Origin of the sequence: Paracoccus benzoatiresistens (assembly GCF_026913015.1) — a bacterium.
Taxonomy (GTDB): Bacteria; Pseudomonadota; Alphaproteobacteria; order Rhodobacterales; family Rhodobacteraceae; genus Paracoccus; species Paracoccus benzoatiresistens.
In genome coordinates this window covers 36304-61897 of the sequence record NZ_JAPTYD010000004.1, presented here as the reverse complement: position 1 = coordinate 61897, position 25594 = coordinate 36304, and the positions used below count along the sequence as shown (strand labels likewise).

21 protein-coding genes are annotated in these 25594 nt (G+C 68.8%); 14 read left to right on the top strand and 7 right to left on the bottom strand.

The window, feature by feature from the left end; genetic code table 11:
• Positions 1-31 precede the first annotated feature (31 nt).
• Both OU682_RS04915 and OU682_RS04910 read right to left on the bottom strand, forming a co-directional pair.
• On the bottom strand, positions 32-1741 hold the full coding sequence (locus OU682_RS04915; RefSeq protein ID WP_268940960.1) for a dihydroxyacetone kinase family protein: 1710 nt from the start codon (positions 1739-1741) through the stop codon (positions 32-34).
• Positions 1738-2676: a sugar phosphate isomerase/epimerase family protein gene (locus tag OU682_RS04910; RefSeq protein WP_268940959.1), complete on the bottom strand. Its 939-nt coding sequence runs from the start codon at positions 2674-2676 to the stop codon at positions 1738-1740. The genes OU682_RS04915 and OU682_RS04910 overlap by 4 nt, the downstream gene beginning before the upstream one ends.
• A 214-nt stretch (positions 2677-2890) precedes the next feature.
• Between OU682_RS04910 and OU682_RS04905 the strand changes: the two genes are divergently transcribed.
• The gene (locus OU682_RS04905; protein ID WP_268940958.1) at positions 2891-3577 is read left to right on the top strand and encodes a GntR family transcriptional regulator; all 687 of its coding nucleotides are present in this window, start codon (positions 2891-2893) and stop codon (positions 3575-3577) included.
• A gap of 3 nt (positions 3578-3580) precedes the next feature.
• Here OU682_RS04905 and OU682_RS04900 read toward each other — a convergent pair whose 3' ends face one another.
• Complete coding sequence (locus tag OU682_RS04900) at positions 3581-4345, bottom strand: bestrophin-like domain (RefSeq protein ID WP_268940957.1); 765 nt, start codon at positions 4343-4345, stop codon at positions 3581-3583.
• A gap of 122 nt (positions 4346-4467) precedes the next feature.
• Between OU682_RS04900 and OU682_RS04895 the strand changes: the two genes are divergently transcribed.
• A complete protein-coding gene (locus OU682_RS04895; protein WP_268940956.1) occupies positions 4468-5472 on the top strand; it encodes a GlxA family transcriptional regulator in 1005 nt (334 codons plus the stop codon).
• Positions 5473-5499: 27 nt separating this feature from the next.
• Here the strand turns inward: OU682_RS04895 and OU682_RS04890 are convergent, their stop codons facing one another.
• Positions 5500-6489 (bottom strand): GlxA family transcriptional regulator, encoded by a 990-nt coding sequence (locus OU682_RS04890; RefSeq protein ID WP_268940955.1) that lies wholly within the window; start codon positions 6487-6489, stop codon positions 5500-5502.
• Positions 6490-6599: 110 nt separating this feature from the next.
• Between OU682_RS04890 and OU682_RS04885 the strand changes: the two genes are divergently transcribed.
• The 8 genes from OU682_RS04885 to OU682_RS04850 all read left to right on the top strand — a co-directional run bounded on the left by OU682_RS04885 (position 6600) and on the right by OU682_RS04850 (position 17654).
• Complete coding sequence (locus OU682_RS04885) at positions 6600-7853, top strand: sarcosine oxidase subunit beta family protein (RefSeq protein ID WP_268940954.1); 1254 nt, start codon at positions 6600-6602, stop codon at positions 7851-7853.
• 10 nt (positions 7854-7863) lie between these two features.
• Entirely contained in the window at positions 7864-8157 is a 294-nt protein-coding gene (locus OU682_RS04880) for a sarcosine oxidase subunit delta (RefSeq protein WP_268940953.1), read from the top strand.
• A complete protein-coding gene (locus OU682_RS04875; RefSeq protein WP_268940952.1) occupies positions 8154-11135 on the top strand; it encodes a sarcosine oxidase subunit alpha in 2982 nt (993 codons plus the stop codon). The genes OU682_RS04880 and OU682_RS04875 overlap by 4 nt, the downstream gene beginning before the upstream one ends.
• A gap of 11 nt (positions 11136-11146) precedes the next feature.
• Positions 11147-11677 carry a sarcosine oxidase subunit gamma gene (locus OU682_RS04870; RefSeq protein ID WP_268940951.1) on the top strand — a complete coding sequence of 177 codons (531 nt, stop codon included), beginning with the start codon at positions 11147-11149 and terminating at the stop codon, positions 11675-11677.
• A 263-nt stretch (positions 11678-11940) separates the two neighbouring features.
• A complete protein-coding gene (locus OU682_RS04865) occupies positions 11941-13632 on the top strand; it encodes an alpha/beta hydrolase (RefSeq protein WP_268940950.1) in 1692 nt (563 codons plus the stop codon).
• A gap of 103 nt (positions 13633-13735) precedes the next feature.
• Entirely contained in the window at positions 13736-15757 is a 2022-nt protein-coding gene (locus OU682_RS04860; protein WP_268940949.1) for an HAD family hydrolase, read from the top strand.
• A gap of 133 nt (positions 15758-15890) precedes the next feature.
• On the top strand, positions 15891-16823 hold the full coding sequence (locus tag OU682_RS04855) for a DMT family transporter (RefSeq protein ID WP_268940948.1): 933 nt from the start codon (positions 15891-15893) through the stop codon (positions 16821-16823).
• A 90-nt stretch (positions 16824-16913) separates the two neighbouring features.
• Positions 16914-17654 carry a peptidoglycan-binding domain-containing protein gene (locus OU682_RS04850; protein WP_268940947.1) on the top strand — a complete coding sequence of 247 codons (741 nt, stop codon included), beginning with the start codon at positions 16914-16916 and terminating at the stop codon, positions 17652-17654.
• Here OU682_RS04850 and OU682_RS04845 read toward each other — a convergent pair.
• Together OU682_RS04845 and OU682_RS04840 are read right to left on the bottom strand one after the other, a co-directional pair.
• Entirely contained in the window at positions 17639-19060 is a 1422-nt protein-coding gene (locus OU682_RS04845) for a sensor histidine kinase (RefSeq protein WP_268940946.1), read from the bottom strand. The two genes, OU682_RS04850 and OU682_RS04845, sit on opposite strands and share 16 nt — an antisense overlap.
• Positions 19060-19728 carry a response regulator transcription factor gene (locus tag OU682_RS04840; protein ID WP_268940945.1) on the bottom strand — a complete coding sequence of 223 codons (669 nt, stop codon included), beginning with the start codon at positions 19726-19728 and terminating at the stop codon, positions 19060-19062. Before OU682_RS04840 ends, OU682_RS04845 begins: the two co-directional genes overlap by 1 nt.
• A 79-nt stretch (positions 19729-19807) precedes the next feature.
• On the opposite strand from OU682_RS04840, the gene OU682_RS04835 reads away from it, so the two are divergent.
• The 4 genes from OU682_RS04835 (at position 19808) to OU682_RS04820 (ending at position 23952) form a co-directional block, all read left to right on the top strand.
• Positions 19808-20857 (top strand): ABC transporter substrate-binding protein, encoded by a 1050-nt coding sequence (locus OU682_RS04835; RefSeq protein WP_268940944.1) that lies wholly within the window; start codon positions 19808-19810, stop codon positions 20855-20857.
• A gap of 133 nt (positions 20858-20990) precedes the next feature.
• The gene (locus OU682_RS04830) at positions 20991-21935 is read left to right on the top strand and encodes a tripartite tricarboxylate transporter substrate binding protein (RefSeq protein ID WP_268940943.1); all 945 of its coding nucleotides are present in this window, start codon (positions 20991-20993) and stop codon (positions 21933-21935) included.
• Entirely contained in the window at positions 21932-22438 is a 507-nt protein-coding gene (locus OU682_RS04825) for a tripartite tricarboxylate transporter TctB family protein (RefSeq protein WP_268940942.1), read from the top strand. Before OU682_RS04830 ends, OU682_RS04825 begins: the two co-directional genes overlap by 4 nt.
• Positions 22435-23952 (top strand): tripartite tricarboxylate transporter permease, encoded by a 1518-nt coding sequence (locus tag OU682_RS04820; RefSeq protein WP_268940941.1) that lies wholly within the window; start codon positions 22435-22437, stop codon positions 23950-23952. The genes OU682_RS04825 and OU682_RS04820 overlap by 4 nt, the downstream gene beginning before the upstream one ends.
• A gap of 33 nt (positions 23953-23985) precedes the next feature.
• Here the strand turns inward: OU682_RS04820 and OU682_RS04815 are convergent, their stop codons facing one another.
• Positions 23986-25500, bottom strand: a complete 1515-nt coding sequence (locus tag OU682_RS04815; RefSeq protein ID WP_268940940.1) for a winged helix-turn-helix domain-containing protein — start codon at positions 25498-25500, stop codon at positions 23986-23988.
• Between the last annotated feature and the right edge of the window lie 94 nt (positions 25501-25594).

Here is a 25594-nt window from a genome sequence, read left to right as displayed (position 1 = left end):
AAACCCTTGGGCACGCCTGTCCAAAGCTGGTTCAGTCCGAGAGGTTGGCCCCCACCACACGTGCGCAGAGCGCCAGCGAAACCGCGCCCGCGTCCGGGTGGCCCAGGCTGCGTTCCGCGAGCGGACGCGCCCGGCCAAGTTTCGGCGTCAGTTGCGCGGTCGCGTCCGCGGCCTCGGTCGAGCGCGCGGCGGCGGCGGCCCAGGCCACGCCCAGGCTTTCGCCCGCCGCGACGCGCTCGGTCAGAACCTCGACGAAGGGCACAAGCGAATCCACCAGTGTCTTGTCGCCGACCTTCGCCCCGCCCAGCCGGACGATGGCGTCATGGGCAGCCTGCGCGCCTTGCGCGACGGTCCGGGCGGACGGCTTGTCGGCATCGCCAAGCGCCTGTCCCCAGGCCCGAAGCGCGACGCCCCACAGCGCGCCCGAGGTCCCGCCCGCGCGGTCCGCCCAGGCATCCCCGGCAAGCGACAGGACGGTCCCTGCCCCGGCCCCCGCCAGCACCGCCTTTTCGGCGGCGGCAGCGGCGGCGGCCGATCCGCGCGCCATGCCCTGCCCATGGTCGCCGTCGCCGGCCTGCGCATCGATCCGGCCCAGTTCTTCCTCGGCATCCGCCAGGGCAGTCGCGACATGGCCGATCAGTGCGGCCACGCGGCGCCCGGCCTCCTGCGACTCGGCGCTGCCCTGCGCGATCTCGCCGGCGATTTCGACGCCTGCCTCGACGGCCTCGGCGGCCAGCGGACGGGCGACGGTGCCCTTGCGGAAGGCAGGGGCATCGGCAGGGGCGCGCCAGTATCCCTCAAGCTCGTCGTCAAGCCAGGTGATGGTCAGCGAGCAGCCCGCCATGTCCAGGCTGGTGACGAACTCGCCCACTTCGGGCTCCACCACGGTCAGGCCGGCATCGGCCAGCATGCCGGTCAGGTGGTGCCACAGGACGAACAGTTCCTCGTATTTCGTGCGGCCCAGGCCGTTCAGGATCACCGCCACGCGGCCGTCATGGCCCGCCGGGCGTTCGGCCAGCAACGGCTGCAGCAGCGTGCGCGCCAGTTCGGTGGCGGGCATCATCGCCTGCGTGCTGATGCCCGGCTCGCCATGGATGCCAAGGCCCATGCCGACCTGCCCCGCATCCACCGTGAACAGGGGCCTGCCCTGCCCGGGCAGCGTGCAGCCGTCGAAGGCCACGCCAAAGGACGCGGTCGCCCGGTTGACCTTGTCCGCCACCGCCATCACGGCATCCATGTCGAGACCCGCCTCGGCCGCGGCGCCGACGATCTTGAAGACCGGCAAGTCGCCCGCGACGCCCCGCCGCCTGGCGCGTTCGTCGGCCTTGGCGCTGGCCACGTCGTCGGTCACGGCCAGGATGCGCGCGTCGATCCCCTCGGCCCGCAGCCGCTCGGCGGCCGAGCCGAAGTTCAGCACGTCGCCCGCATAGTTGCCAAAGCCCAGGATCACGCCGCCGCCCCGGTTCGCGGCCTTGGCCACGCCGTAGATCCAGGCGGTCGAGGGCGAGGCGAAGACATCGCCCGCCACCGCCGCATCGGCAAAGCCCGTGCCGACATAGCCCAGGAAGGCCGGGTAATGGCCCGACCCGCCGCCCACCAGCAGGGCCACCTTGCCCCTGGCGCCCGGCGCGGCGCGCACCGCGCCATGCGGCACGGCGCGCACGCGGTCGGCATTGGCCGCGCAGAAGCCCTGCAGCGCGGTTTCGGCGAACTCTTCGGGCCGGTCAAAAACCTTGGTCATGTGCGGATCATCCTCCCCGACAGGATGCGTCTGATGTATTCGCGGTTCTCGGCGCAGACGCCCAGTCCGTCTCCGCCGTAATGTTCGACAAGGAAGGGGCTGTTGAAGCCCGCCTTGATTGCCTTGCGGATCGCCAGGCGCCAGTTGATCGTGCCGCCCATCAGGGGTGCGGGATGCGACATGACCGCCCCCGAAGGATCCTCGATCCGGTAGTAGTTCTTGACATGCCAGTAGCCCGCGAAGGGGACGCACAGGTCGATCATCTCGGACCAGTGCTCCACCGGGCGGTGCAGGCGAATCAGGTTGCCGATGTCGATGTTCAGCTTGACCGAGGGGTGATCCACGTCGGTGACAAAGCGTACCGCGTCGCGCGCGGTGCCCAGATAGGTATCCTCGTACATCTCAAGCGAGAGCTGGATATTCAGGTCGGCGGCGTGGCGCGCGAGTTCCCGGATCCGGCCCACGGCCAGCTGATAGGTCGCGGCGTCGTCGGGGTTCTTCACGCCCTGCTCGGTCCAGAACCACAGCGCCTTCTGCTGCGCCGGCGTGAAGGGGCCGAACAAGCCGAAGCTGACATAGCCCGCGCCCAGTTCGGCGGCGGTGTCGATCACGCGGTGGCCATAGGCCAGGTATTCGTCGCCATGCTCGGGGTCGATCACGCTGCGCCGGGATGTCGAGATCGCCGGCACCGACAGACCCAGATCCTTGCAGATCGCCACGAACTCGGCCCGCCGTGCCGGATCCAGATCGGCCACGCGCAGCCAGCTGTCGGTCGGGTCCACGCAGTCGAAACCCGCATCGGCCACGTCCGTCAGGCTGGCGGCCCAGACCTCGGGGGCGGCGTCCTGAACTAGGCTGCCGTCGTGCAGACGGCCCGGAAAGGGAATCATGGCCGCGGCAATGGGCCAGGTGTCGGCAGTCCAGGGTAGGGTCAATGCACAGCCTCCGTTGTTCCTCAGAAGGCTGATGCTGGCGCAGGGCGGCGCGGCCCTTGGCTGCGACATCCCCGTTCCGAATCACTCCTCCATGACAGGACGCTAACATGACGGATGACGAAGGAGCAAGAATACTGTATGCAGCATTTAGCGCGCATGATTGACTTGCATCTCCAAGGCGCATACCGATGAGGAACAGCCAGGGAGGCAATTCGTGGTCGCGGTCAGTCCCCATCCAAACCCGGAACCATCGACCCGGATCGAACGGCAGTCGCTGCATGACGCCATTCTTTCCCGTCTGCGCGACATGATCATCGAGGGCCATCTGGTTCCTGGCACCCGCATCAACGAGGGCCAGATCGGCGCGCAGCTTGGCGTGTCGCGCACACCCCTGCGCGAGGCGATCAAGTATCTGGCCAGCGAAGGGCTGGTGGAACTGGTCCCCAGCCGTGGCGCCGTGGTCAAGTCCTTCAGCGCCAAGGAGGTGCTGGACATGATCGAGGTGATCCGCACCCTGGAGCAGTTCGCCGGAAGCCGCGCATGCCAGATCGCCACGAACCAGGACATCGGCCGCATCCGCGACCTGCATGACGAAATGGTGGCCTGCTACCGCTCGGGCGACCGGCTGCGCTATTACAAGCTGAACCAGGCGATCCATTCCGGCATCGTGGCGCTTGCCGACAATGCCGCGCTGTCGGATGTGCATGGCATGCTGCAGACGCGGCTGAAGCGCATCCGCTTCATCGGCCACGAGGGCCCCGAGAAATGGGCCAAGGCCGTGGCCGAGCACGAGGAGATGATCGCGGCGCTCGAGGCACGCGATCCCGACCGCCTGTCGGCGATCCTGGGCCGCCACCTGACGCTGGCCTGGGAAAGGGTCAAGGACAGCCTGCAGCCCTAGCGCTTACGGCAGGGTCCGCCGCAACTCCGCAAGCGCCTGCCGAAGCGGCAGGTCTGATATCTGCATCGGCCCGGAAAACGGAACGTTCATGTCCAGCACCAGATACAGCGACCCGGCAATCAGCCCCGCCGCCGACACAAAGGTCAGGTCGATGACGGCATTGCAGGGCGCGCGATAGCCGAAGCTGGCAAAGATCAGCACCAGCCAGCCCGCCAGCATCAGGGTCATCTGGAATGGCAGGCGGCCCTGGCCCGCCTCGATGATGGTCCAGCGCTGTTCGATGATCTGCCGGTACTGGCGGCTTGCATCGTCCAGCAGGGACCGGCCGCGATCATCGGAGGGCGGGATGGCGGAAAAGGCTTGGTATACCGCTGCCAGCCGGTCCTCGGCGCGATAGGACCGCAGCGCCTCGTCTTGCTGGACCCGCGCCGGGTCGTCGATGGCCGCCTGGACGTAATCGGCCAGAAGCTGCCTGGCCTTGTCCGTATCAGAGCCGCGGGCGGCCAGCGTCCTGTCCAGCAGGATCAGGTGCGCCGCATAGGATTGCACCTGGCTGCCAAGCGCTTCAAAGCCGGTGCGGGACGAATTGATCAGCAGCCCGAACACCAGCGAGGTCATAACCACGAACAGCCCCGCCACAAGGCGGACCACCGCATTCGTTTCCTTGCTGACGTGATGCGCCTTCATCCGGGCCGAGGCCCGGCGCGCCCCGAACGCCGCCGTGACAAGGGCCGCGAAGATGGACAAGGTCAGGGCGATCTCGGTCATTGCTGCCCCCGGCAGGGAATGGCGCAACTTTCACATCGTTCTGCCGCGAATGTCCATTGTCGTGCGTTGGCAACCTGTCACGCTCGCGCCCAATGCCGCAGCCTTCGCGACGGAGAGAACTCATGGCAACCACCCCCCGGCGTTTCACCTTTCTGCTGCTGGACCGCTTCACCATGCTGCCCTTCGCGGCGACGCTCGACGCGCTGCGTCTGGCCAACAAGATGTCGGGCCGCAGGATCTATGACTGGCGGCTGGTCGGGCAGGACGGGGACTTCGCCATCTGCTCGAACGGCTCGCGGATGGCACTGGACGGGGGCCTCGGCGACGAGATCGCCGTCACGCGGGACGAGGTGGTGATCGTCTGCGGCGGTGACGACATCACGGCGCAGGCGACGCGTCCCGTGCTGGCCTGGCTGCGCAGGCAGGCGCGCGCGGGCGCCACGCTTGGCGCGGTCTGCACGGGTAGCCACGTGCTTGCCAAGGCCGGGCTTCTGGACGGACGGCGCGCCACGATCCACTGGGAAAACCACGACTCCTTCTCGGAAACCTTCCCGAACGTGAACCTGCACCGGCAGGTCTTCGTCGACGACGGAAGCCGGCTGACCGCCGGGGGCGGAACATCGTCGATCGACATGATGCTGCACCTGATCGGCAAGGCGCATGGCGCCGATCTTGCCTCGCAGATCGCCGACCAGATGCTGCACACCGCCATCCGCAACGACCGCGACCGCCAGCGCCTGTCCATCGCCACCCGCATCGGCATCCGCCACCCCCGCCTGGCGACCGTGGTGGAACGGATCGAGGCGAATCTGGAAACCCCGGTCAGCCCGTCGCAACTGGCCGCAGACGCGGGCATGTCCACCCGCCAGCTGGAACGGCTGTTCATGCGCTATCTGAACCGCAGCCCCAAGCGCTATTACCTGGAGGCCCGGCTTGCGCGCGCGCGCCACCTGCTGCTGAACACCGACCTGTCCTTGATCGAGATCGCCATCGCCTGCGGCTTCGCCAGTTCCTCGCATTTCTCGAAATGCTATCGGGAACGCTATGGAACCTCGCCCTATCGCGAACGGGGGGTGCAGAAGGCCCTGCCGGCGCTGGAATGGGGCGTGCTGGCGCTGGCAAGCTAGGCGGGCGCGCCAGATCGGACGCGAAGGCTAGACCCCTTCGCGCTGCCCCTTGCGCCATTGCTCCGGCGTCATCCCCATCATGTCGCGGAACACCCGGATCAGGTGCGAGGCGTCGCAGAAGCCCGTCTCGGCCGCGATCTGGCTGATGGTGCGGTCGGGCCGCGACAGCAGCATGCGCACCTGCGACAGGCGGACGCGCATGAAGGCCTCGGCCGGGGACATCGACAGCGACGCCGCGAAATGACGCTCAAGCTTGCGGCGGCTGACCTGCAGGTGGGCGGCGACATCGGCCACGGCGGGCGGGGAATCCATGTTCTGCTGCAGCATCAGAAGCGCGCGGCGGACCAGCGCGTCCTGGGTCTTCAGCTCCAGCGGCAGGCCGGGCTGCGGGTCGTCGGCGGCCATCGCCTCGTCGATGATCATGATGTGCAGGCTTTTCTGCGCCGCCGCCCGGCCAATGTGGCGGTCGATCAGGAAGGCCGCCAGATGCGCGGAACTGGCGCCCCCTGAACAGGTCAGCCGGTCGCGGTCCACCACGAAGATGCGGTCGGACACGGGGCGCAGCCCGTCGAACTGTTCCAGGAAATCCTCGTGGTGGAACCAGCTCACGCAGCAGCGATAGCCGTTCATCAGCCCCGCGCGGTGCAGGATGAAGGCCCCGGTGCAGACGCCGACCAAGGGCACGCCCGCCTTGGCCGCGCGGTGCAGGAAGGCCGTGTATTCGGGCTCAAGCCGCTCGATCTCGTCGATCAGCCCGCCCACCACGACGATATAGTCGAAGCGCGACGGATCGCCCAGCTTCTCGTCCGGCGACACGGCGATGCCGCAGCTAGACTGCACCGGCTGGCTGGATGTCGCCAGCACCCGCCAGGAACAGCGGATCGGGCGGGACCGGTCGCCCTCGTCCGCGGCCAGCCGCAGCACGTCCACGAAGTTGGCGAACGCCGACAAGGTAAAGCGCCGCGCCAGAAGAAATCCGACTCGCAGGCGCAGGGAATCCGCAGGGGCTTGAGGCATGTCGCGCATGACGCAAATGTAACACTGCGCTGGCGCAGGGATCCAGTCGGCAGTGAGGTGTTTCTGTCATTTTCCGCTTATCACGGAATCGCCGCCGAAAGGTTCGCCGCATGACCCGCTTTTCAGCCTTCTCGCTTCTCCAGCAGGCGCTCAACGGCCACAAGGGCTGGCGAGAGCAATGGCCCGACAGCCAGCCCAAGGCCGAATACGACGTTGTGATCGTCGGCGCGGGCGGACACGGGTTGGGCGCGGCCTATTACCTGGCCAAGGAACACGGCATCACCAATGTCGCGGTGATCGACAAGGGCTGGCTGGGCGGCGGCAACACGGGCCGCAACACCACGATCATCCGGTCGAACTATCTGTATGACGAAAGCGCCAAGCTTTACGACCACGCACTCGACCTGTGGGACAACCTTTCGCAGGAACTGAACTACAACGTCATGTATTCCAAGCGCGGCGTGCTGATGCTGGCGCACAACGTCCATGACGTGCAGTCCTTCCAGCGCCACGTGAACTCGAACCGGCTGAACGGCGTGGACAACCGCTGGCTGACGAAAGAGGAATGCAAGGCCTTCTGCCCGCCGCTGAACATCAGCCCCGATGCGCGCTATCCGGTGATGGGCGGCGCGCTGCAGATGCGGGCGGGCACGGCGCGGCACGACGCGGTGGCCTGGGGCTATGCCCGCGCCGCCGCCGCGCGGGGCGTGGACATTATCCAGAACTGCGCCGTGAATGCGATCCGGCGCGGCCCGGACGGGGCGGTGATCGGTGTCGATACCGCCAAGGGCTTCATCCGCGCCAAGAAGGTCGCGGTGTCGGCCGCCGGCAACACCAGCGTCGTGATGGACAGCGCCGGGCTGCGGATGCCGCTGGAAAGCTTCCCCCTGCAGGCGCTGGTCAGCGAGCCGGTCAAGCCGATCTTCCCCTGCGTGGTCATGTCGAACACCGTCCACGCCTATATCAGCCAGTCCGACAAGGGCGAGCTGGTGATCGGATCCGGCACCGACCAATACACCAGCTATTCGCAGCGCGGCGGTATGCCGCTGATCGAACACACCGTGGCTGCCATCTGCGAGGTCTTCCCGATCTTCACGCGGATGCGGATGCTGCGCAAATGGGGCGGGATCGTGGACGTGACTCCCGACCGGTCCGCCATACTGGGCAAGACCCCGATCAAGGGCCTGTATGTCAACTGCGGTTGGGGCACGGGCGGCTTCAAGGCCACGCCGGGTGCCGCGCATCTGCTGGCATACACCGTCGCCAAGGACGAGCCGCACCCGCTGAACGCGCCCTTCACGCTGGAACGCTTCACCACCGGCCGCCTGATCGACGAAGCCGCCGCCGCCGCCGTCGCGCATTGAGGACCAAACCATGCTGCTGATCCACTGCCCTTATTGCGAAGACACCCTGCCGGAACTGGAATTCACCTATGCCGGAGAGGCGCATATCGCCCGGCCCGCCGATCCCTCGGCGTTTTCGGACGAGGAATGGCGCGACTTCCTGTTCATTCGCACCAACGCGCGCGGGCCGCATTACGAACGCTGGCGGCACATCGGTTGCGGGCGCTTCTTCAACGCCCTGCGCGACACGGTCAGCGACCGTTTCCTGATGACCTACAAGGCGGGCGAGGCCCGTCCCACCCTGACCCAAGAGGCCGCAGAATGAGCCGCTATCGCATTCCGGGCAAGGGCCGCGTCGATCATTCCGCGCCCGTCTCCTTCACCTTCGACGGCAAGACCTATGGGGGTCTGCGCGGCGATACGGTCGCATCCGCCCTGCTGGCCCATGGCGTCCACCTGATGGGCCGGTCGTTCAAATATCACCGCCCGCGCGGCGCCGTGACTGCCGGGTCCGAGGAACCGAACGCGCTGATCGGCACAAGCCGCGGGGCGGGCCAGTTCGAGCCGAACACCCGCGCCACCGTCCAGGAACTGCGCGCGGGGCTGGTGACCGAAAGCCAGAACAAGTGGCCAAATCTGTCCTTCGACGTCGGTGCGGTGAACGACCGGGCCTACATGCTGTTTTCGGCCGGGTTCTATTACAAGACCTTCATGTGGCCGAAATCCTTCTGGGACAAGGTCTATGAACCCGTGATCCGGGGCGCGGCGGGCCTTGGCAAGTCGCCGACCGAACCCGATCCCGACCGCTACGCCTCGCGCTATCTGCACACCGACGTTCTGATCGTCGGCGCGGGCCCCGCGGGGATTGCGGCGGCGCTGGCTGCGGCGCAATCGGGCGCGGATGTGACGCTGGTGGATGAGAACCCGGAGATGGGCGGATCGCTGCTGTCCGATCCGGCGGTGCAGATCGACGGCAAGCCGGCCTGGGACTGGGTGGACGCGCAACTGGCGCGCCTGCGCGCGGCCGGGGTACGGCTGATGACGCGGACCACGGCCATCGGATATTACCACCAGAACATGGTGGGCCTCTGCCAGCGGCTGACGGATCACCTGGACAACCCGCCCAAGGGCGCGCCGCGCGAACGCATGTGGCGGGTGCGCGCGGGCCAGGTGGTTCTGGCGCAGGGAGCGCTGGAAAAGCCGCTGGTCTTCGACGGCAACGACCGTCCTGGCGTGATGCTGGCCGGCGCCGCGCAGACCTATCTGCACAAGTACGGCGTCAAGGTGGGCGACAACCCCGCCATCGTGACCAGCCATGACAGCGCCTGGTACGCGGCCTTCGACCTGGCCGACAACGGCGCCAGGGTGGCGGCGATCATCGACACGCGCGACGTCGTCCGCCCCGACCTGCTGGACGGCGCCCGCAAGCGCGGGATCGAGGCCCTGACCAGCCACACCGTCACCACCACCAGGGGCCGTCTGCGCGTGAAATCCGTCCGCGTTGCCCCCGTCCGTGGCACCCATGTCGGCACGGGCCGCTCCATCCCCTGCGACTGCCTGCTGATGTCGGGCGGCTGGACGCCTTCGCTGCATCTCTTCTCGCACACCAAGGGGTCGCTGGCCTGGGACACGACAAGCCAGACCTTCCTGCCGGACCGCAAGACCGAGGAATGCGAGATCGCCGGCGCGGGACGCGGCCTTTGGGGCTACGAATCCGTGCTGGCCGATGGCGCGGCGGCGGGTCTGCGCGCGCTGCAAGGTCTGGGCCGCGCGGGTCATGACGCCAGCTTCACGGTGGCGAACGACCGCCCCGGCACGGGCGTCAGCCACACCGAGCTGCCGACCGACGGCAATGCCGGCAAGGCGCGCGCCTTCATCGATTTCCAGAACGACGTGACCGCCAAGGACATCCGCCTGGCCGTGCGCGAGGGGATGCGCTCGATCGAGCATGTGAAGCGCTATACCACCAACGGCATGGCGACCGACCAAGGAAAGATGTCGAACATCAACGGGCTGATGATCGCCGCCGATGCGTTGGGCAAGGCGCCGCCGCAGGTGGGCCTGACGACCTTCCGCCCGCCCTATACGCCGACCAGCTTCGGGGCCTTCTGCGGATACCTGCGGGGCGACACCTTCCAGCTGACCCGCAAGACGCCCATCGACCCCTGGGCCGAGGCGAACGGCGCGGTCTTCGAACCCGTCGCCCAATGGCGTCGCGCCTGGTATTTCCCGAAGCCGGGCGAGGACATGCACGCCGCCGTGCTGCGCGAATGCAAGGCCACGCGCGCATCGCTGGGGATCTTCGACGCCTCCACCCTGGGCAAGATCGAGGTCGCGGGCCCCGATGCGGTTGAATTCATGAACCGCATGTACACCAACCCTTGGACCAAGCTGCAACCGGGCCGCTGCCGTTACGGTCTGCTGCTGGGCGAGGACGGCTTTATCCGCGACGACGGCGTGATCGGGCGGCTGTCCAGTGATCTGTTCCACGTCACCACCACCACCGGCGGTGCTGCGCGCGTGCTGACCATGATGGAGGATTACCTGCAAACCGAATGGCCCGAGCTGGACGTCTGGCTGACCTCCACCACCGAGCAGTGGGCCACGGTCGCGCTGAACGGGCCGAACGCGCTGAAGATGCTGAAGCCGTTGGTCGAGGGCGTGGACTGGGAGGACTTCCCGCACATGTCCTGCGCCGAATGCACGGTGGCGGGCCTGCCCGCGCGCCTGTTCCGCCTGTCCTTCACCGGAGAGATCGGCTTCGAGGTTAACGTTCCCGCCCGCCACGGCCTGACCCTGTGGACCGCGCTGATGGAGGCCGGGAAGCCTTACGACATCTGTCCCTATGGCACCGAGACGATGCACGTCCTGCGCGCCGAAAAGGGCTATATCATCGTGGGCCAGGACACCGACGGCACGGTGACGCCAGCCGATGCGGGCCTGGAATGGGCCATCGGCAAGGCCAAGAAGGACTTTGTCGGCAAGCGGTCGCTGTCCCGCCCCGACATCGTGGCGAAAGGCCGCAAGCAGCTGGTCGGTCTTCTGACCGAAGACGGCAGCCTGCTGCAGGAAGGCGCGCAGATCGTGCTGGATCCGAACCAGCCCAAGCCCATGAAGATGGTGGGTCACGTGACCTCGTCCTATCAGTCCACCATGGGTCATCCGATCGCCATGGCGGTGATCGAGGGCGGGTTCGACAAGATGGGCGAGACGGTCTTCGTCCCCATGCCGGACGGCGTGCGGAAGGCCAGGATCACATCGACCGTGTTCTACGACCCGTCGAACGAACGGCTGAAGGCGTAAGGAGACAAGCGATGACCAACCAGAAGCATCAATTCGACGCCTCGCCCGTCCTGGTCGAGGACATGGCCCCCGTCCTGCGCCTGTCGCTGCGCGTCAAGCCCGCGCATCGCGCGAGCCTGGGCCAGGCGCTCGGGCTGGACCTGCCCACCCGCGTCGGCGCCCGCGTGGCGGCGGGCGGGACCGAGGCGCTGTGCCTCGGCCCCGACGAATGGCTGATCACCGCGCCCGAGGGCACGGACCTGACCACCCCTGCCCGCGCCGTCTATGCCGATGCCCCGCACAGCCTGGTGGACATCAGCGACCGAGAGGTCACGTTGCGGCTTTCGGGACCTTCGGTTCTGGATCTGCTGGCGGCCTGCTGCCCGCGTGATGTCGCGGCCATTCCCGTGGGCTCGGCTGCGAGAACGGTCTTCGACAGCGCCACCGTAGTCCTCTGGCGCGACGGCCCGACCGATTTCCGCATGGACATCTGGCGCAGCTTCGCCCCGCATGTCCGCGCCTTGCTGGCGCAGGTTCAGGAGGAGTTCGTGGCCGGGCTCTAGTCCCGGCATGGGAATCCTGCCTGGGGGCATCCCATTCCCAGTGTGCGCGGGGCACGAGGGCTGACAGGCCGACGCTTCTGCCCAGACCTGCCCGGCAATCCCCGCGCGGCGCCTCGGGCAGGTCATCGCGGCAAGGCAGCAGCCGCAGATTCTTGCGGTCCGGCATGCCCCCGGCGGGGCCGTGGCAAGGTTTCGCGGGCGCCGGGACTTGACGCCCCCGCACCGATCGGCGCTGATCTGCGGAAGGCGGCAAGGGACGGCCCATGACGAACCAGCGACAAATCCGGCCGGGATTCATCCTTCGCGGGCTTGCGGGCAATGTCTCGGGCATGGGCCTGGTCCTGGGCGCGCTGTTTCTCGCGGCCTCGCTGACCCCCAGCCTGATCCCCCGGGGCGAGGCCGTGCAGGGCGCCCTGGCCGGGATCTGCTTCGCGGCAGGATACGGGATCGCGGTGCTGCTGCGCTGGATCTGGGTCACGCTGGACCTGCCGCGGATCGGCGAGCGCGCGGGCCACCGGCTGCTGATCGGCTCGGCCATCGTGGCGGCGCTGATCGCAGGGGCCTTCCTGTTTCAGGCGGCGGACTGGCAGAACTCGATCCGCACCGCCATGCGGATGGAGCCGGTGCCACCCGAACTGCCGCTGAGGATCGGCGCCATCGCCCTGGTGGTGGCGGCGGTGCTGCTGGTCACGGGCAAGCTCATCGCGTTGTTGCTGCGCCGCCTGATCCGGCGGATCGAACGGGTGATCCCGCGCCGTGCGGCCATCCTGCTGGGGCTGGTCATCGGCGGCATCCTGCTGTGGACGCTGGCCAACGGCGTCTTGTTCAGCGGCTTCATCCGGGTTGCCGACAGTTCGGCCCGCGCGCTGGATGCGGTCATCCCGCCCGACATCCAGCCGCCCGCCGATCCCCTGCGCACCGGCAGCCCCGCTTCCCTGGTCGCGTGGGAGGACCTGGGCCGCGAAGGGCGCAACCATATCGCCACCACCCCGACGGCCGTGGACATCGCCGCCGTCACCGGCGGCGCCACCATGCAGCCCCTGCGCGCCTATGTCGGCCTGAACGCCGCCGGGACGACCGAGGATCGGGCGGCCCTGGCCGTGGCCGAACTGGCCCGGATCGGCGGCTTCGACCGGTCCATCCTGGTCGTCGCCATGCCGACCGGCACCGGCTGGCTGGACCCCGCCGCCATGACCACCCTGGAATACCTGCATCGCGGCGACGTGGCGACGGTGGCGCTGCAATATTCCTATCTGCCAAGCTGGATTTCCCTGCTGGTCGAGCCCGAATATTCGGCCGACGCGGGGCGCGCCCTGTTCAGCGCCGTCCGCCACCACTGGCTGAGCCTGCCCCCGGACCGACGCCCCAGGTTGTATCTCTATGGCCTCAGCCTGGGTGCCTACAGTTCGCAGCAATCCCTGCGGCTTTACGAGATGATCGACCAGCCTTTCGCGGGCGCCCTGTGGGTCGGCCCCCCCTTCGTCAGCCCGCTGTGGCAGACGCTGGTGCGGGAACGCGACCCCGCCTCGCCCGAATGGCTGCCACGGATGGACCAGGGGCAGACGGTACGCTTCACCAATAGGCAGCAGGGGCTGTCCCTGCAGGACCCCTGGGGCGGGATCCGTATCGTCTATCTGCAATACGCCAGCGACCCGGTGGTGTTCTTCAGCACCGGATCGCTGCTGCGCCGCCCCGACTGGATGAATGCGCCGCGCGGTCCCGACGTTTCGCCCGACCTGCGCTGGTATCCGATCGTCAGCTTCCTGCAACTGGCCTTCGACATAGCCCTGGCGCTGCATGTGCCGATTGGCCGCGGGCATACCTATGCCTATGCCGACCATATCGACCCCTGGATGGCCGTGACGCAGCCCCGGGGGTGGGACGACGCCGGGCTTGCGCGGCTGCGCCGGCACTTCCTGGCCGTGCAGGGCGCCAATGGGGACAGCGGCGACTAGCTTTCCCCGATGGAAGCGGCCGCCGGAACCCGGCAGGACGGATCACGTTGATAGGGCGCAGGACGCCCGCCTTCTGCGCACAGCCACGCCGAACGAGGTTCCGATGTATGTGATGCACATCGTCCTTGGCGGATGCATCACGCAGCCGCCGACCGGACACCCCATGACCCTGGACGGCCATATCGCCTATGTCCTGGGCGCGGCCACAGCGCAGGCGCGCCTGCCCGAGATGTCGCGCGTAGATATCCTGACCCCGATGTTCGACGACCCCTCGCTTGACCCCGATCATGCCATGCCCGTCCAGCAGATCGGCCCCAAGCTGCGCATCCTGCGGCTGAAGGGCCCCTCCAGCGGCCATCCGGACCGGAAGGTGCCGGAGGCCGAGCTGCCTGCCCTGACCGAAGCCTTCCTGGACCTGCTGTCGCTCTTGCCGCGCAAGCCCGACATCCTGCATTGCCATGTCGCGGATTCCGCCGAACTGGGGGCTGCGGCGCGGGCGCGGTTTCACATCCCGATGCTCTATACCCCCCACGCGCTGGCCACGGGCTGCGCCGCATCCGACTGCCACGCCCGGCTGCGGCGCGAGCGGGCGGCCATCGTCAGCGCGGATGCCATCATCACCTCAACCCGCGACGAGGCCGAACACCAGGTCGCCGCCCATGACCAGGACGGCCCGGGCCGCGCGTGGTGCATCAATCCGGGGACAAGCCTGCCCCCTTCCGCGGCCGATGGGCAGGCCGCGCGGATGCTGGAGGAAGGGCTGGACCGGCCCGCCCTGCCCTTCCTGCTGGCCATCGCCCCGCCCGTGGACAGGAAGAACCTGACGGGCCTGATGCAGGCCTACCTGGCCTCGCCCGAACTGCAGGCCCGCGCCAACATGGTGATCCTGGCCGGACAGGGTGGCCCCCAAGCCGAACATCGCGCGGTGCGCAAGGAACTGGCCCGGATGGCGGCATCCCTTCCGGGCAAGGTTCTGCTGCCTGCCTGCCACGACGCGGCGCTGGTCGCGCAGCTTTACCGGCGGGCGGCGGCACAGGGCGGGGTCTTCGTTAACGCCGCACTGCACGAGCCCTTCGACCTGGCCCTGGTCGAGGCCGCGCGCTTCGGCCTGCCGGTGGTCGCCACGCGGAACGGCGCGCCGGCCGAGATCCTGGCCAGCCTGTGCCACGGGCTGCTGGTCGATCCGCAGTCGCCCGAAGACATTGCCGGGGCCTGCCTGCGCCTGATCCGGGATCCCGGCGAATGGCGCCTCCGGTCGCAGAGCGGCCTTGCCCACCACGGGCAGTTCGACTGGACGGCGTGGGCGCGGCGTGTGTCGCTGATCAGCCGCCGCCTGACCCTTCGATCCGCGCCGCTGCGCCCCACGGCCTTGCCGCAGGCGGTGCTGGCCTTCGACATCGACGGCACCCTGACCGGCTGCCGGGACGGCGCGCGGGCCTTTGGCCACTGGATGGCGGGCGCCCATGCGCGCCGCCAGCACCTGGTCATCGCCACCGGCCGTTCGCTGCCCGAGGCGCGACGCATCCTGGCCGACTGGTCGCTGCCCGAACCCGCCGTGATGCTCACCTCGGTCGGCTCCGAGATCTGGCGCGCCGACCGGCGCGGGTCGCTGGCGCTTTGCGCAGACTACGCCGACTGGATCAGCCAAGGCTGGCAGCCGGACCGGATCCGCCGGGTGCTGGACCGGCTGCCGGTCGCCTGCCAGCCCCACCGCGACGAGCGGCGCTGGAAGATCGGCCTGCTGGGCCCGGAAGCCGAGGCATGGGTGATCCAGGACGCGCTGTGGGACGCAGGCCTTGCGGCGCGGGTGATCCCGTCGCACGGGCGGTTCATCGACATTCTGCCGCAGCGCGCGGGCAAGGCGGGCGCCCTGTCCTTCGAGGCCCGCCGCCTTGGCCTGACGCTGGCCGACTGCGTGGCGGCAGGCGACAGCGGCAACGACGCCTGCATGTTGTCGGCGGCGGGCCGGGCGATCGTGGTGGGCAATGCCTGGGCGGAACTGCGGCTTGCCGACCGGCCGGGTCTTTACCGCGCGCAGGCCGCCCATGCCTCGGGCGTGATCGAGGGCCTGGATCATTTCGGCCTGACCGACGCGCAGGCAGCAGGCGTCATGCCCGCCGAATGACATGACCGCGTGAGGCGCCATCCTCCACGCATCCCGGACACGGAAATCTGCACGATCTGCAAGCCGCCCCTTGTGGCCCGGCGCCCTGCGTCCTAACGATGGGCTGCCCGACAAGCCCATGGTTTTCCGACCCATGCCCCACCAGAACCCGATGCAGGGCATCCTGCTGAAATGCGCCAGCGTCGCCGTCTTCACGGTCATGGCCGCGCTGGTCAAGGCCACGTCCGAGGGTGCCTCGGTCCCCGCGGGCCAGCAGGTCTTCTTCCGATCGCTGTTCGCCATCCCGGTGATCCTGGTCTGGCTTGCCATCCGGGGCGAGCTTTCCGTCGGGCTGCGCACCGTGCGGCCCTTGGGGCATTTCTATCGCGGCATCGTCGGCACTGCGGCCATGGCGCTGAACTTCTCGGCCCTGGCGCTGCTGTCCTTTCCCGAAGTCACGGCGATCGGCTATGCCGCGCCCCTGCTGGTGGTCATCTTCGCCGCGATGTTTCTGGGCGAGGATGTGCGCCTGTTCCGCCTGTCCATGGTCGGCCTGGGGCTGACGGGCGTGCTGATCGTGCTGTCCCCGCAGCTGCGGCTGCATGGCGATCCCGATCCCTACCGGATGCTGGGCGCTGCCGTGGCCATGGGCGGCGCGGTCGGATCGGCGCTGGCGCAGATCTTCGTGCGCAAGCTGGTGCAGGAGGAACGCACCTCGGCCATCGTGTTCTGGTTTTCCTTCACCTCGACCGTTCTGGGGCTGATGACGCTGCCCCTTGGCTGGGTGATGCCCGACGCGACAACCGCGGCGCTTCTGGTCGGCAGCGGCCTTTTGGGAGGCGTGGCGCAGATCCTGCTGACCTCGGCCTATCGCCATGCCGATGCCTCGCTGGTGGCGCCTTTCGAATATGTCTCGATGCTGCTGGCCATCGTCATCGGCTGGTATGTCTTCGGCGAGGCGCCGACGGGCGTGGTCCTGACCGGCGCGGTCCTGGTGATCGGGGCAGGCATCGGGATCATCTGGCGCGAACGCAGGCTGGGCCTGGAGCGAAACCGGCAAAGAAAGGCAATGACCCCGCAGGGTTAGGGCAGCCCCGCGCGGGAACCGAAAGCCCGCATCCGCGCTATATCGTCAGCGCCCCGGAGGGGGCACGAACCGATAACGGAGGGCCATCCGATGGTCAGGAAGATGCTTTCCGCGGCCTTTGTCGCCGCGACGCTGACGACGCCGGTGCAGGCGCAGGATCTGGGAGATATCGTCGGCGGTGTCGCCCGGCAGTACCTGCAACAGGAACAGGACCGCGCCGCCTTCGCACAGGCGCAAAGCCAGAACACGATCCGGGGATATCAATCCTATTTGCAGCAGTTTCCAAGCGGGCTTTACGCCGCCGAGGCACGCCAGCAGATCTCGCGCTTGGGCGGATCGGTGGACACGCGGGACGATCCTTATGCGGGCGGCAGCAACAGTGCCGGGCTGTCGCGCGACCAGCGCGTCGCCGTGCAGCGGCGCCTGAACGCGCTCGGCTACAGCACCAACGGGGCGGACGGCAATTTCGGCCCCGGCACGCGCCGCGCCATCGCGCTGTGGCAGCGCGACCGCAACTATACCCAGACCGGCAGCCTGACCACCGCACAGGCGAACGAAATCCTGCGCGGCACCGCGGTCGCCGGCAGCAGCAGCAGTTCGGCCGGCGCCTCCAGCGGCAGCGCGGCGCGGGCCGAGGACGATATCGGCCTCAGCCGGTCGCAGCGGGCGGCGATCCAGGCCGAACTGACGCGGCGCGGCTATGACACGCGGGGCATCGACGGCGTGTTCGGGCGCGGCACACGCGGTGCCATCGCCTCGTGGCAGCAGGCCAATCGCATGAGCGCCACGGGCTATCTGACCGTGCAGCAAGCGGATCAACTGGCCCGCTGATCACGCGCCTCGATCCTGTCGCAGCCCTCTGAAGCGCGCGCCGGGGGGCCGCTTTCGCACAGGCGCAGCCGCAGTTCCGCCCGGAGCCCGCGCCCGTCGGGCCTGTCCAGCAGCGCGAAACTGCCACCAAACAGCGCCGCGATCTCGGCTACGATGGCAAGGCCAAGGCCAAGCCCCTCGGCACCCTCGGTCCCGCGGGCAAAGCGGGCGCCCAACCGGGCACGGGCGTCGGGCGGGATACCGGGACCGTCGTCGGTCACGGCCAGGATCGCCCGGTCACCCCTGGTCCCCACGCTGACCGTGACCACCGCGCCCCGGCCCGCATAGGCCAGGGCGTTGTCGATCAGGTTCGCCAGAGCCTCGGCCAGCAGGACGGGTTCGGCGCGGATCTGCGCTTGTTCCCCTTCAAAGCCCAAGTCGATCCCGACCTCGGCCGCCCGCGGTATCGCCTCGCCCGTGACCTCACGCGCCAAGGCGGCCAGATCGACGGCAGCCAAGGCGCCCTGCCCCGGCGCGGCATCGACGCGTGCCAGCAGCAGCAGTTGCGCCAGGACCCGTTCGGCATGGGCCAGCGCCGCGTCGCCCTTGGCCACCGCCAACCGCACCGCCTGCGGCGTCTCGGCCCGGTCGGCCAGGGCCAGTTGCATGCGCAGCACGGCAAGGGGGGTGCGCAGCTGGTGGCTGGCATTGCCGGTGAAGTTGCGCAGCGCGTCCAGCGCCGTGCCAAGGCGGGCCATGAACGAATTGACCGCCTCGACCAGGCCCTGCACCTCGACGGGCACCGGTTCGCGGATCGGGGACAGGTCGTCGGGGGATCTGGCCGCGATCGCCTCTCCCAGGCGGTGGAGGGGGCGCAGCGCCAGCGGCACGGCGATCCAGACGATCAGCGCGGCGCCGATGATCATGCCGGCCAGCCGCAGGGCGGACCGGATCAGGATAGACTGTGTCAGATCGCGCCGCGCCAGCGTCGATTCCGCGACCGTCACCGTGAAGGGGATCGACTCGACCCCGGTCGAGACCGTGCGCGCCAGGGTGGCGATGCGGATCCGCTCGCCCGCGTGAATGCCGTCGGCGAAGCCGCGCCCGTCGCGGTCGGTCGGCGCCAGCGCCAGATCGCGATAGCCGGTCAGGAACCCCAAGGGCCCATCGACACGATAGAACACCCGGTCCTGCGCGGTGGATGCCAGCATCTCCAGCGCGGAATAGGGAATGTCCACCTGCAGGCCCCGATCCTCGTCCACCGTCACGCGTTCGGCGATGGCCAGCGCCGACCCGGCCAGCACGCGGTCGGACACGCGGGTGGCCGTGGTCACGGCCTCGCCCCAGGTATCGGCCAGGGCCAGCAGGCCAAGCAGCGCGGTCGCGGCCAGCAGCCAGCCCAGCAGCCGGCGGCGCAGCGATCCCATCAGGCGGACCTGTCGATATAGTAGCCGATGCCGCGCGCGGTGCGCAGATGCACGCCGTGGGGCGCCAGCCTTCGGCGCAGCCGACTGGCATATTGCTCGATGGCGTTTTCGGACAGGCTGTCGTCAAGGCTGGTCAGCGACTGGACGATGGCGTCCTTGGTCACGACCTTGCCGGCGCGCATGAACAGCAGCTCCAGCAGCGCCAGTTCGCGGGCCGGCAGGTCCAGGGGCGCGCCCCCGGCGGTAAAGCGCCGCGCCGCCAGATCCAGCGTGACGCCGCCTACGGTGACGATGGCCGCGCGCAGCCCCGCCTGCCTGCGCAGCAGGGACCGGACGCGAGCCTCGAACTCTCCGATGTCGAAGGGCTTGACCATGTAGTCGTCGGCGCCAAGATCCAGGCCGCGGATCCGGTCCTCGGGCGTGCCGCGGGCCGTCAGGATCAGCACCGCCGCCTGGTTGTTGCGCGCCCGCAGCGCGCGCAGCACCGAGAGCCCGTCCATCTGCGGCAGGTTCAGGTCCAGGATGATCAGGTCGAAGCGTTCGGCGGCGGCCAGCGCCTCGGCCGAGGCGCCGTCGGCCACGCGGTCCACGGCATAGCCCGCGCCCGCCAGCAGGAATTGCAGCGCCTCGGCCAGCTGTTCATTGTCCTCGACCAGCAAAAGCCGCATCGCCGCCCTCCCTCGCCCGGCCACGATAGCCGCGCGCATCGGCGTTGTGAACCGGCCCCGCCGCTGCCATGATCGGGCGATGATCCTGCGCCTGATCGCCGCCCTGACGCTGCTTGCCCTGCCCGCCCGGGCCGAGCTGTTCACCTATCCCGGCGGGGACCAGATCCTGACGATCTATTCCTCGCTGGACAACCACCTGGCCGCGCCGCTGATCGCGGGCTTCCAGGCGCAGAACCCCGACGTGACCGTTCGGTACGAGGAACTTCTGACCGGCGAGCTGAACGACCGCATCATCAGGGAAACCGACGCGGGGCAGCCCACGGCGGATTTCGCCTTTTCCTCGGCCATGGACCTGCAGATCAAGCTGGCAAACGACGGCTATGCGCAACCGGCCGTGACCTCCGACAGCGCCGGCTGGCCCCGGTGGGCGAACTGGCGCGACACCGCCTATGCCCTCACCTTCGAGCCAGCGGTGCTGGTCTATCACCGCCCTGCCTTCCGCGACCGGCCCCCGCCGTCGTCCCGGTTCGAACTTGTGGATTGGCTGGCCCATGGCGGGGCGGCGGTCCAGGGCCGTGTCGGCACCTATGACATCGAAAGGTCCGCCGTGGGATACCTGTTCCTGGCCCGCGACCAGGAACATTTCCCCGACATCTGGTCCGTCATCGCCGCCATGGGGCGGGCGGGCGTGCAGCAGTTCACCACCAGCCAGCAGATCCTGGAGCGCGTGGGCGACGGGCGGCTGCTGATCGGCTACAACATCCTCGGGTCATACGCCGCCGACTGGGCGCGCGACCATCCCCATGTGGGCATGGTGCTGCCGCGCGACTTCACGGTGGTCGTCTCTCGGGTGGGGCTGGTGCCGCGCGCGGCGGCGCGGTCCGACCTGGGGACGCGGTTCCTGGGCTTCTTCATGTCGCGGGCGGGCCAGACCATCCTGGCGGAAGAACTGCGCCTGCCCGCCGTCAGCCTGGAGGTCGCCGACGAGAACAGCGCGCGCGCCATGCAGGCGGCGCTTGGCGCGCAACTGCGCCCGGTGCCCGTCAGCCCCGGCCTGCTGGTCTATCTGGACCAGGCCAAGCGCGCCCGGCTGATCCAACGCTGGCGGGGCGCGATCAGGGGCGATTAGGTCGAAAAGGCGGCACGTTCCCCTATTTTCGGGCGCCCGTGTCAGCTTGGTGACAGGTTCATCCTGTTTGGTGGGCCGCATCCGGGCTGGAGGGTCCGGCCCGCGCTTGCGCATTCGGGAGGATAAGACAAACATGAAGCATACCCTTTTCGCGGGGCTGATCGCTGCCGCCCTGGCCGTCCCGGCCTACGCCGAGAATTACACCATCATCGCTCCGGCGGCCCCCGGCGGCGGTTGGGACCAGACCGCGCGCACCATGCAGGAAGCCCTGCAGGGCGAGGGCATTTCCGACACCGTGCAAGTCCAGAACGTGCCCGGCGCGGGCGGCACCGTGGGCTTGGCTCAGTTCGTGGCCTCCAGCCAGGGCAAGCCTGACCAGCTGATCGTCGGCGGCTATGTCATGGTGGGCGCGATCCTGACCAATGCCTCGCCGGTATCGCTGGCCGACGTGACCCCGATCGCGCGGCTGACCGGCGAATACGAGGCCATCGTGGTTCCCGCCGCGTCCGAGATCCAGGACATCGGCCAGCTGATCGAGAAGCTGAAGGCCGAACCGGGCGCGGTCAGCTGGGCGGGCGGCTCGGCCGGCGGCGCCGACCACATCGCCGTGGGCCAGATCGCCAAGGCGGCGGGGGTCGATCCGACGCAGATCAACTATATCGCCTATTCCGGCGGCGGCGAGGCCCTGGCCGCGATCCTGGGCAGCCAGGTGACGGCGGGGATTTCCTCGCTTGGCGAATTCAAGGCGCAGGCCGATGCGGGCACGCTGCGGATCCTGGCCGTGTCCTCGGACGAGCGGATCGAGGGCGTGGACGCGCCCACGCTGAAGGAAGCGGGCCTGGACGTGTCCATGCAGAACTGGCGCATGGTCGCCGCCGCCCCCGGCATCACCGACGAACAGAAGGCCGCGATCTCGGCGGACATCGAAAAGATGGTCCAGTCCAAGACCTGGCAGGACGCGCTGGCGACCAAGGGATGGGCGAACACCTATCTAGCAGGCGACGAGTTCAAGGCGCAGCTGGAGAAGGACATCGCCACAACCGAAACCGTCCTCAAGGACATCGGTCTGGTGAAATGAGCGGGTCCACCCCCGGAACGCGTCGCCCCGATGGGGCGACGCTGGTCGTCGCCGTCATCCTGGCCGTCATCGCCGTCGTGATCTGGCGGGACGCCGCGCGCCTGCCGCAGGCGGGCGGCTATGCCGGCGTCGGCCCCGCCGATGTCCCGCGCTGGATCGCCCTGGGCCTTGGCGGCCTGTCGCTGTGGTCCGTGATCGAGGCCTTCCGGTCGGGCAAGGTCGAACGTGAGGCGCAGAACACCGGCCCGATCCTGTGGATCGTGGGCGGGCTGGCCGCGCAACTGGCGTTGCTGACCACGGTCGGCTTTTCCATCGCCACGGGCCTTCTGTTCGCCGCGACCGCGCGGGCCTTCGGCAAGCGCAACCTGTTGCTGACGGTGCCGGTCGGCATCGCCTTTGCCCTGGTCGTCTATCTGATCTTCGCGGGGCTTCTGAAGCTCAGCCTGCCCGCCGGTCCGCTTGAAGACCTGGTCTGGGGCCTGTTCCGGGGGACACCTGCGTGAACACATTCGATTTCCTGCTGCAGGGCCTGTCGGTCGCGCTTGACCCGATGATCCTGCTTTACGCGCTGATCGGCGTGACGCTGGGCACGGCCGTGGGCGTCCTGCCCGGCATCGGCCCCGCGCTGACCGTGGCGCTGCTGCTGCCGGTGACATACGGGCTGGATCCCGCGGGATCGCTGATCATGTTCGCGGGCATCTATTACGGGGGGATGTATGGGGGATCCACGACCTCGATCCTGCTGAACACGCCGGGCGAAAGCGCGTCCATCGTGACCGCGCTGGAAGGCAACAAGATGGCACGGGCGGGGCGCGGCGGGCCCGCGCTGGCGACCGCCGCCATCGGCTCCTTCATCGCGGGCCTTGCGGCCACCGTGCTTCTGGCCTTTGTCGCGCCGACGGTGGTGAAGCTGGCCCTGGTCTTCGGCCCCCGCGATTACTTCGCGCTGATGGTGCTGGCCTTCGTCACCGTGTCCTCGGCCTTCGGGGAAAGCGCCAGGAAGGGGCTGATCTCGCTGTTCATCGGCCTGGCGCTGGCGCTTGTGGGCATCGACCAGCTGACCGGGCAGGCGCGCCTCTCCTTCGGCGTGCCGCAGCTTCTGGACGGGATCGAGGTCACGACCCTGGCTGTCGCCATGTTCGCCGTGGGCGAGGCGATGTTCGTCACGGGCAAGCGCGATGCCGTCGATGACGAAGTGATCGCCGTCAAGGGATCGGTCTGGATGACCGCGAAGGACTGGGCGCGGTCCTGGAAGCCCTGGCTGCGCGGCACGATCATCGGCTTTCCCATCGGCGCCATGCCCGCGGGCGGGGCCGACATCGCCACCTTCCTGTCCTATGCGGCCGAAAAGAAGATGTCGAAGCACCCCGAGGAATTCGGCAACGGCGCCATCGAGGGCGTCGCAGGCCCCGAGGCCGCGAACAACGCATCCGCCGCAGGCACCCTGGTGCCGCTGCTGACGCTGGGCCTGCCCACCACGGCCACGGCGGCGATCATGCTGGCGGGCTTCCAGCAGTTCGGCCTGCAACCGGGGCCGCTGCTGTTCGCCACCAATCCGCAACTGGTCTGGGGGCTGATCGCCTCGCTTCTGATCGCGAACTTCATGCTGCTGGTGCTGAACCTGCCGCTGATCGGGCTGTGGGTAAAGCTGCTGACCATCCCGCGCCCCTGGCTTTACGCAGGCATCCTGGTCTTTGCGACCCTGGGGACCATCGGGGCCAACCCTTCGCCGGTCGAGCTGTCGATGCTGCTGATCTTCGGCGTCATGGGCTATGCGATGCGGCTTTACGGCTATCCGATCGCGCCCGTCGTGGTGGGCCTGATCCTGGGGCCGATGGCCGAACAGCAATTGCGCCGGGCGCTGTCCATCAGCCAGGGCGACCTGACAACGCTGGTCGGATCGCCGGTTTCGGCCACGCTGCTGGCACTGTCGGCGCTGGCGCTGATCGTGCCGCTGATCCTGCGCGCGCGGGGCAAGGGCGCGGTGCTGAACCAGCTTGCCTCGGACGAGGACTGAGGAAAGGCCCCGCATCGCCGGGGCCTTTTCGTTTCAGCCGAATCCCTGCCGCGCCAGTTCGCCGCCGATGCGGCCGCGCGCCCTGTCGTCGCGCAGCGGGAAGGCGGTGAAGAACAGCTCGCGGCTGGCATCGGGACGCAGGGCGCGCACATGGCGCCCCCAGGTTCCGGCCTGATCGTCGCGCCCCGCCAGGCCATTCGCGGCCATCGCGATCATGCCGATCAGGAAATGGGCATGCGGCGCCGATGCGGCGCGGTCCGCCCAGTCTGCCGCGCCTTCGGGGTCCTCGCCCTGCAGCAGGCGCAGGGCCCGGGTGCCGAACATGCCGTAAAGCAGCGGATCCAGGGGGCTCAGCTGCAGGGCCCGGTCCACCCCCTCGTCCGCCTGCTCGGGGCGGGCCAGGATGGCGGCCAGGATCGCGCGGCCATAGAAACCCTGCGCATAGTTCGGGTTCAGATCCGTGGCCCGCGCCAGCCAGCCCGCCCCCACCTCGACCTGGTCCGTCAGCCAGTAGGACCGGCCAAGCGTCAGGGCCGCGAAGGGATCCAGCGGGTCCAGCTCCAGGCTGCGTTCGGCATGGGCGCGGGCGGCGTCGGTGGCCCGGTCGCGGTCGGGGCCATAGCGCAGGAAGGCGTCCTGGAAGCTGGTGAAGGACAGCCCGGCATGGGCCCGCGCGAAACCGGGATCCAGCCGGATCGCCCGGTCGAAGCAGGCCGCGGCCTGGCGGTTCCCCTCGGCCGTGAAATGGAACATCTGCCGCAGCCCCAGGTGATAGCTGGCCCAGGCATCCAGGCTTTCGATGTCGCGCCCTTCGGCCAGCCGCGCCTCGTTCAGGGGCAGATGCAGTTCCAGGGCTGTGCAAAGCGCGGAGACGATGGTCTGCTGAAGTTCGGCCAGCCTGTCCAAAGGCTCGGACAGCCGGTCGGTCCACAGGATGCGGGCGCTTTCGGCCTCGACCAGCTCCGGGCTGACGGCCAGGGTGTTTCCCGACAGCTCGACCGTGCCGGTCAGCAGATAGCGCACCCCAAGTCGCGCGCCGATGGCCGACAGGTCGGCCCCCGCACGGGCAAAGCGGAACGACGACCCGCGCGAGATCACCACCAGCCAGCGCAACCGCGACAGGGCGCGCAGGATCTCGTGGGCAAGGGCCTCGGTCAGGATGGCGCGGTCGCGCGGCAGGCCGATGGCCCCGAAGGGCAGCACGGCCAATGATGGGGCGGCAAGCGCGGGACCCCCCTGCGGCGCGGCGCGGACGGGCTGCATCAGCCGGAAGCCCCGGCCGTGGACCGTCCGGATGACGGCCTGACGTTCGCCGTCGTCGCCCAGGGCCGCGCGGGCGGCGCGGACGCGGCTGGCGATGCTGGCATCGGACACGGCCCCGCCCCAGACCACATCGGCCAGCTGTTCCTTGCCGACCAGTCGCCCGCCTGCCCGCAAGAGTTCGCGCAAGACTAGGAACACCTGCGGCTCGACCGGAATGGACCGGCCATTCCGCCGCAGCTCGAACCGCTGATCGTCCAGTTCATGATCGCCGAAGCCGTAGATCATGCCGCAGTATACCGCCGAACGGGGCTTTCTGCATGATTCCTTCATGAACCCGTCAAGCTTTTCGGTGCCCCGCGGGCTAAGATGCGACCAGTTT

Excerpts from the sequence above, each read along its gene's own strand:
- OU682_RS04915 (WP_268940960.1), bottom strand. The coding sequence starts at position 1,741 with ATGACCAAGGTTTTTGACCGGCCCGAAGAGTTCGCCGAAACCGCGCTG.
- OU682_RS04900 (WP_268940957.1), bottom strand. The coding sequence starts at position 4,345 with ATGACCGAGATCGCCCTGACCTTGTCCATCTTCGCGGCCCTTGTCACG.
- OU682_RS04895 (WP_268940956.1), top strand. The coding sequence starts at position 4,468 with ATGGCAACCACCCCCCGGCGTTTCACCTTTCTGCTGCTGGACCGCTTC.
- OU682_RS04890 (WP_268940955.1), bottom strand. The coding sequence starts at position 6,489 with ATGCCTCAAGCCCCTGCGGATTCCCTGCGCCTGCGAGTCGGATTTCTT.
- OU682_RS04885 (WP_268940954.1), top strand. The coding sequence starts at position 6,600 with ATGACCCGCTTTTCAGCCTTCTCGCTTCTCCAGCAGGCGCTCAACGGC.
- OU682_RS04880 (WP_268940953.1), top strand. The coding sequence starts at position 7,864 with ATGCTGCTGATCCACTGCCCTTATTGCGAAGACACCCTGCCGGAACTG.
- OU682_RS04875 (WP_268940952.1), top strand. The coding sequence starts at position 8,154 with ATGAGCCGCTATCGCATTCCGGGCAAGGGCCGCGTCGATCATTCCGCG.
- OU682_RS04870 (WP_268940951.1), top strand. The coding sequence starts at position 11,147 with ATGACCAACCAGAAGCATCAATTCGACGCCTCGCCCGTCCTGGTCGAG.
- OU682_RS04865 (WP_268940950.1), top strand. The coding sequence starts at position 11,941 with ATGACGAACCAGCGACAAATCCGGCCGGGATTCATCCTTCGCGGGCTT.
- OU682_RS04860 (WP_268940949.1), top strand. The coding sequence starts at position 13,736 with ATGTATGTGATGCACATCGTCCTTGGCGGATGCATCACGCAGCCGCCG.
- OU682_RS04855 (WP_268940948.1), top strand. The coding sequence starts at position 15,891 with ATGCCCCACCAGAACCCGATGCAGGGCATCCTGCTGAAATGCGCCAGC.
- OU682_RS04850 (WP_268940947.1), top strand. The coding sequence starts at position 16,914 with ATGGTCAGGAAGATGCTTTCCGCGGCCTTTGTCGCCGCGACGCTGACG.
- OU682_RS04845 (WP_268940946.1), bottom strand. The coding sequence starts at position 19,060 with ATGGGATCGCTGCGCCGCCGGCTGCTGGGCTGGCTGCTGGCCGCGACC.
- OU682_RS04840 (WP_268940945.1), bottom strand. The coding sequence starts at position 19,728 with ATGCGGCTTTTGCTGGTCGAGGACAATGAACAGCTGGCCGAGGCGCTG.
- OU682_RS04835 (WP_268940944.1), top strand. The coding sequence starts at position 19,808 with ATGATCCTGCGCCTGATCGCCGCCCTGACGCTGCTTGCCCTGCCCGCC.
- OU682_RS04830 (WP_268940943.1), top strand. The coding sequence starts at position 20,991 with ATGAAGCATACCCTTTTCGCGGGGCTGATCGCTGCCGCCCTGGCCGTC.
- OU682_RS04825 (WP_268940942.1), top strand. The coding sequence starts at position 21,932 with ATGAGCGGGTCCACCCCCGGAACGCGTCGCCCCGATGGGGCGACGCTG.
- OU682_RS04815 (WP_268940940.1), bottom strand. The coding sequence starts at position 25,500 with ATGATCTACGGCTTCGGCGATCATGAACTGGACGATCAGCGGTTCGAG.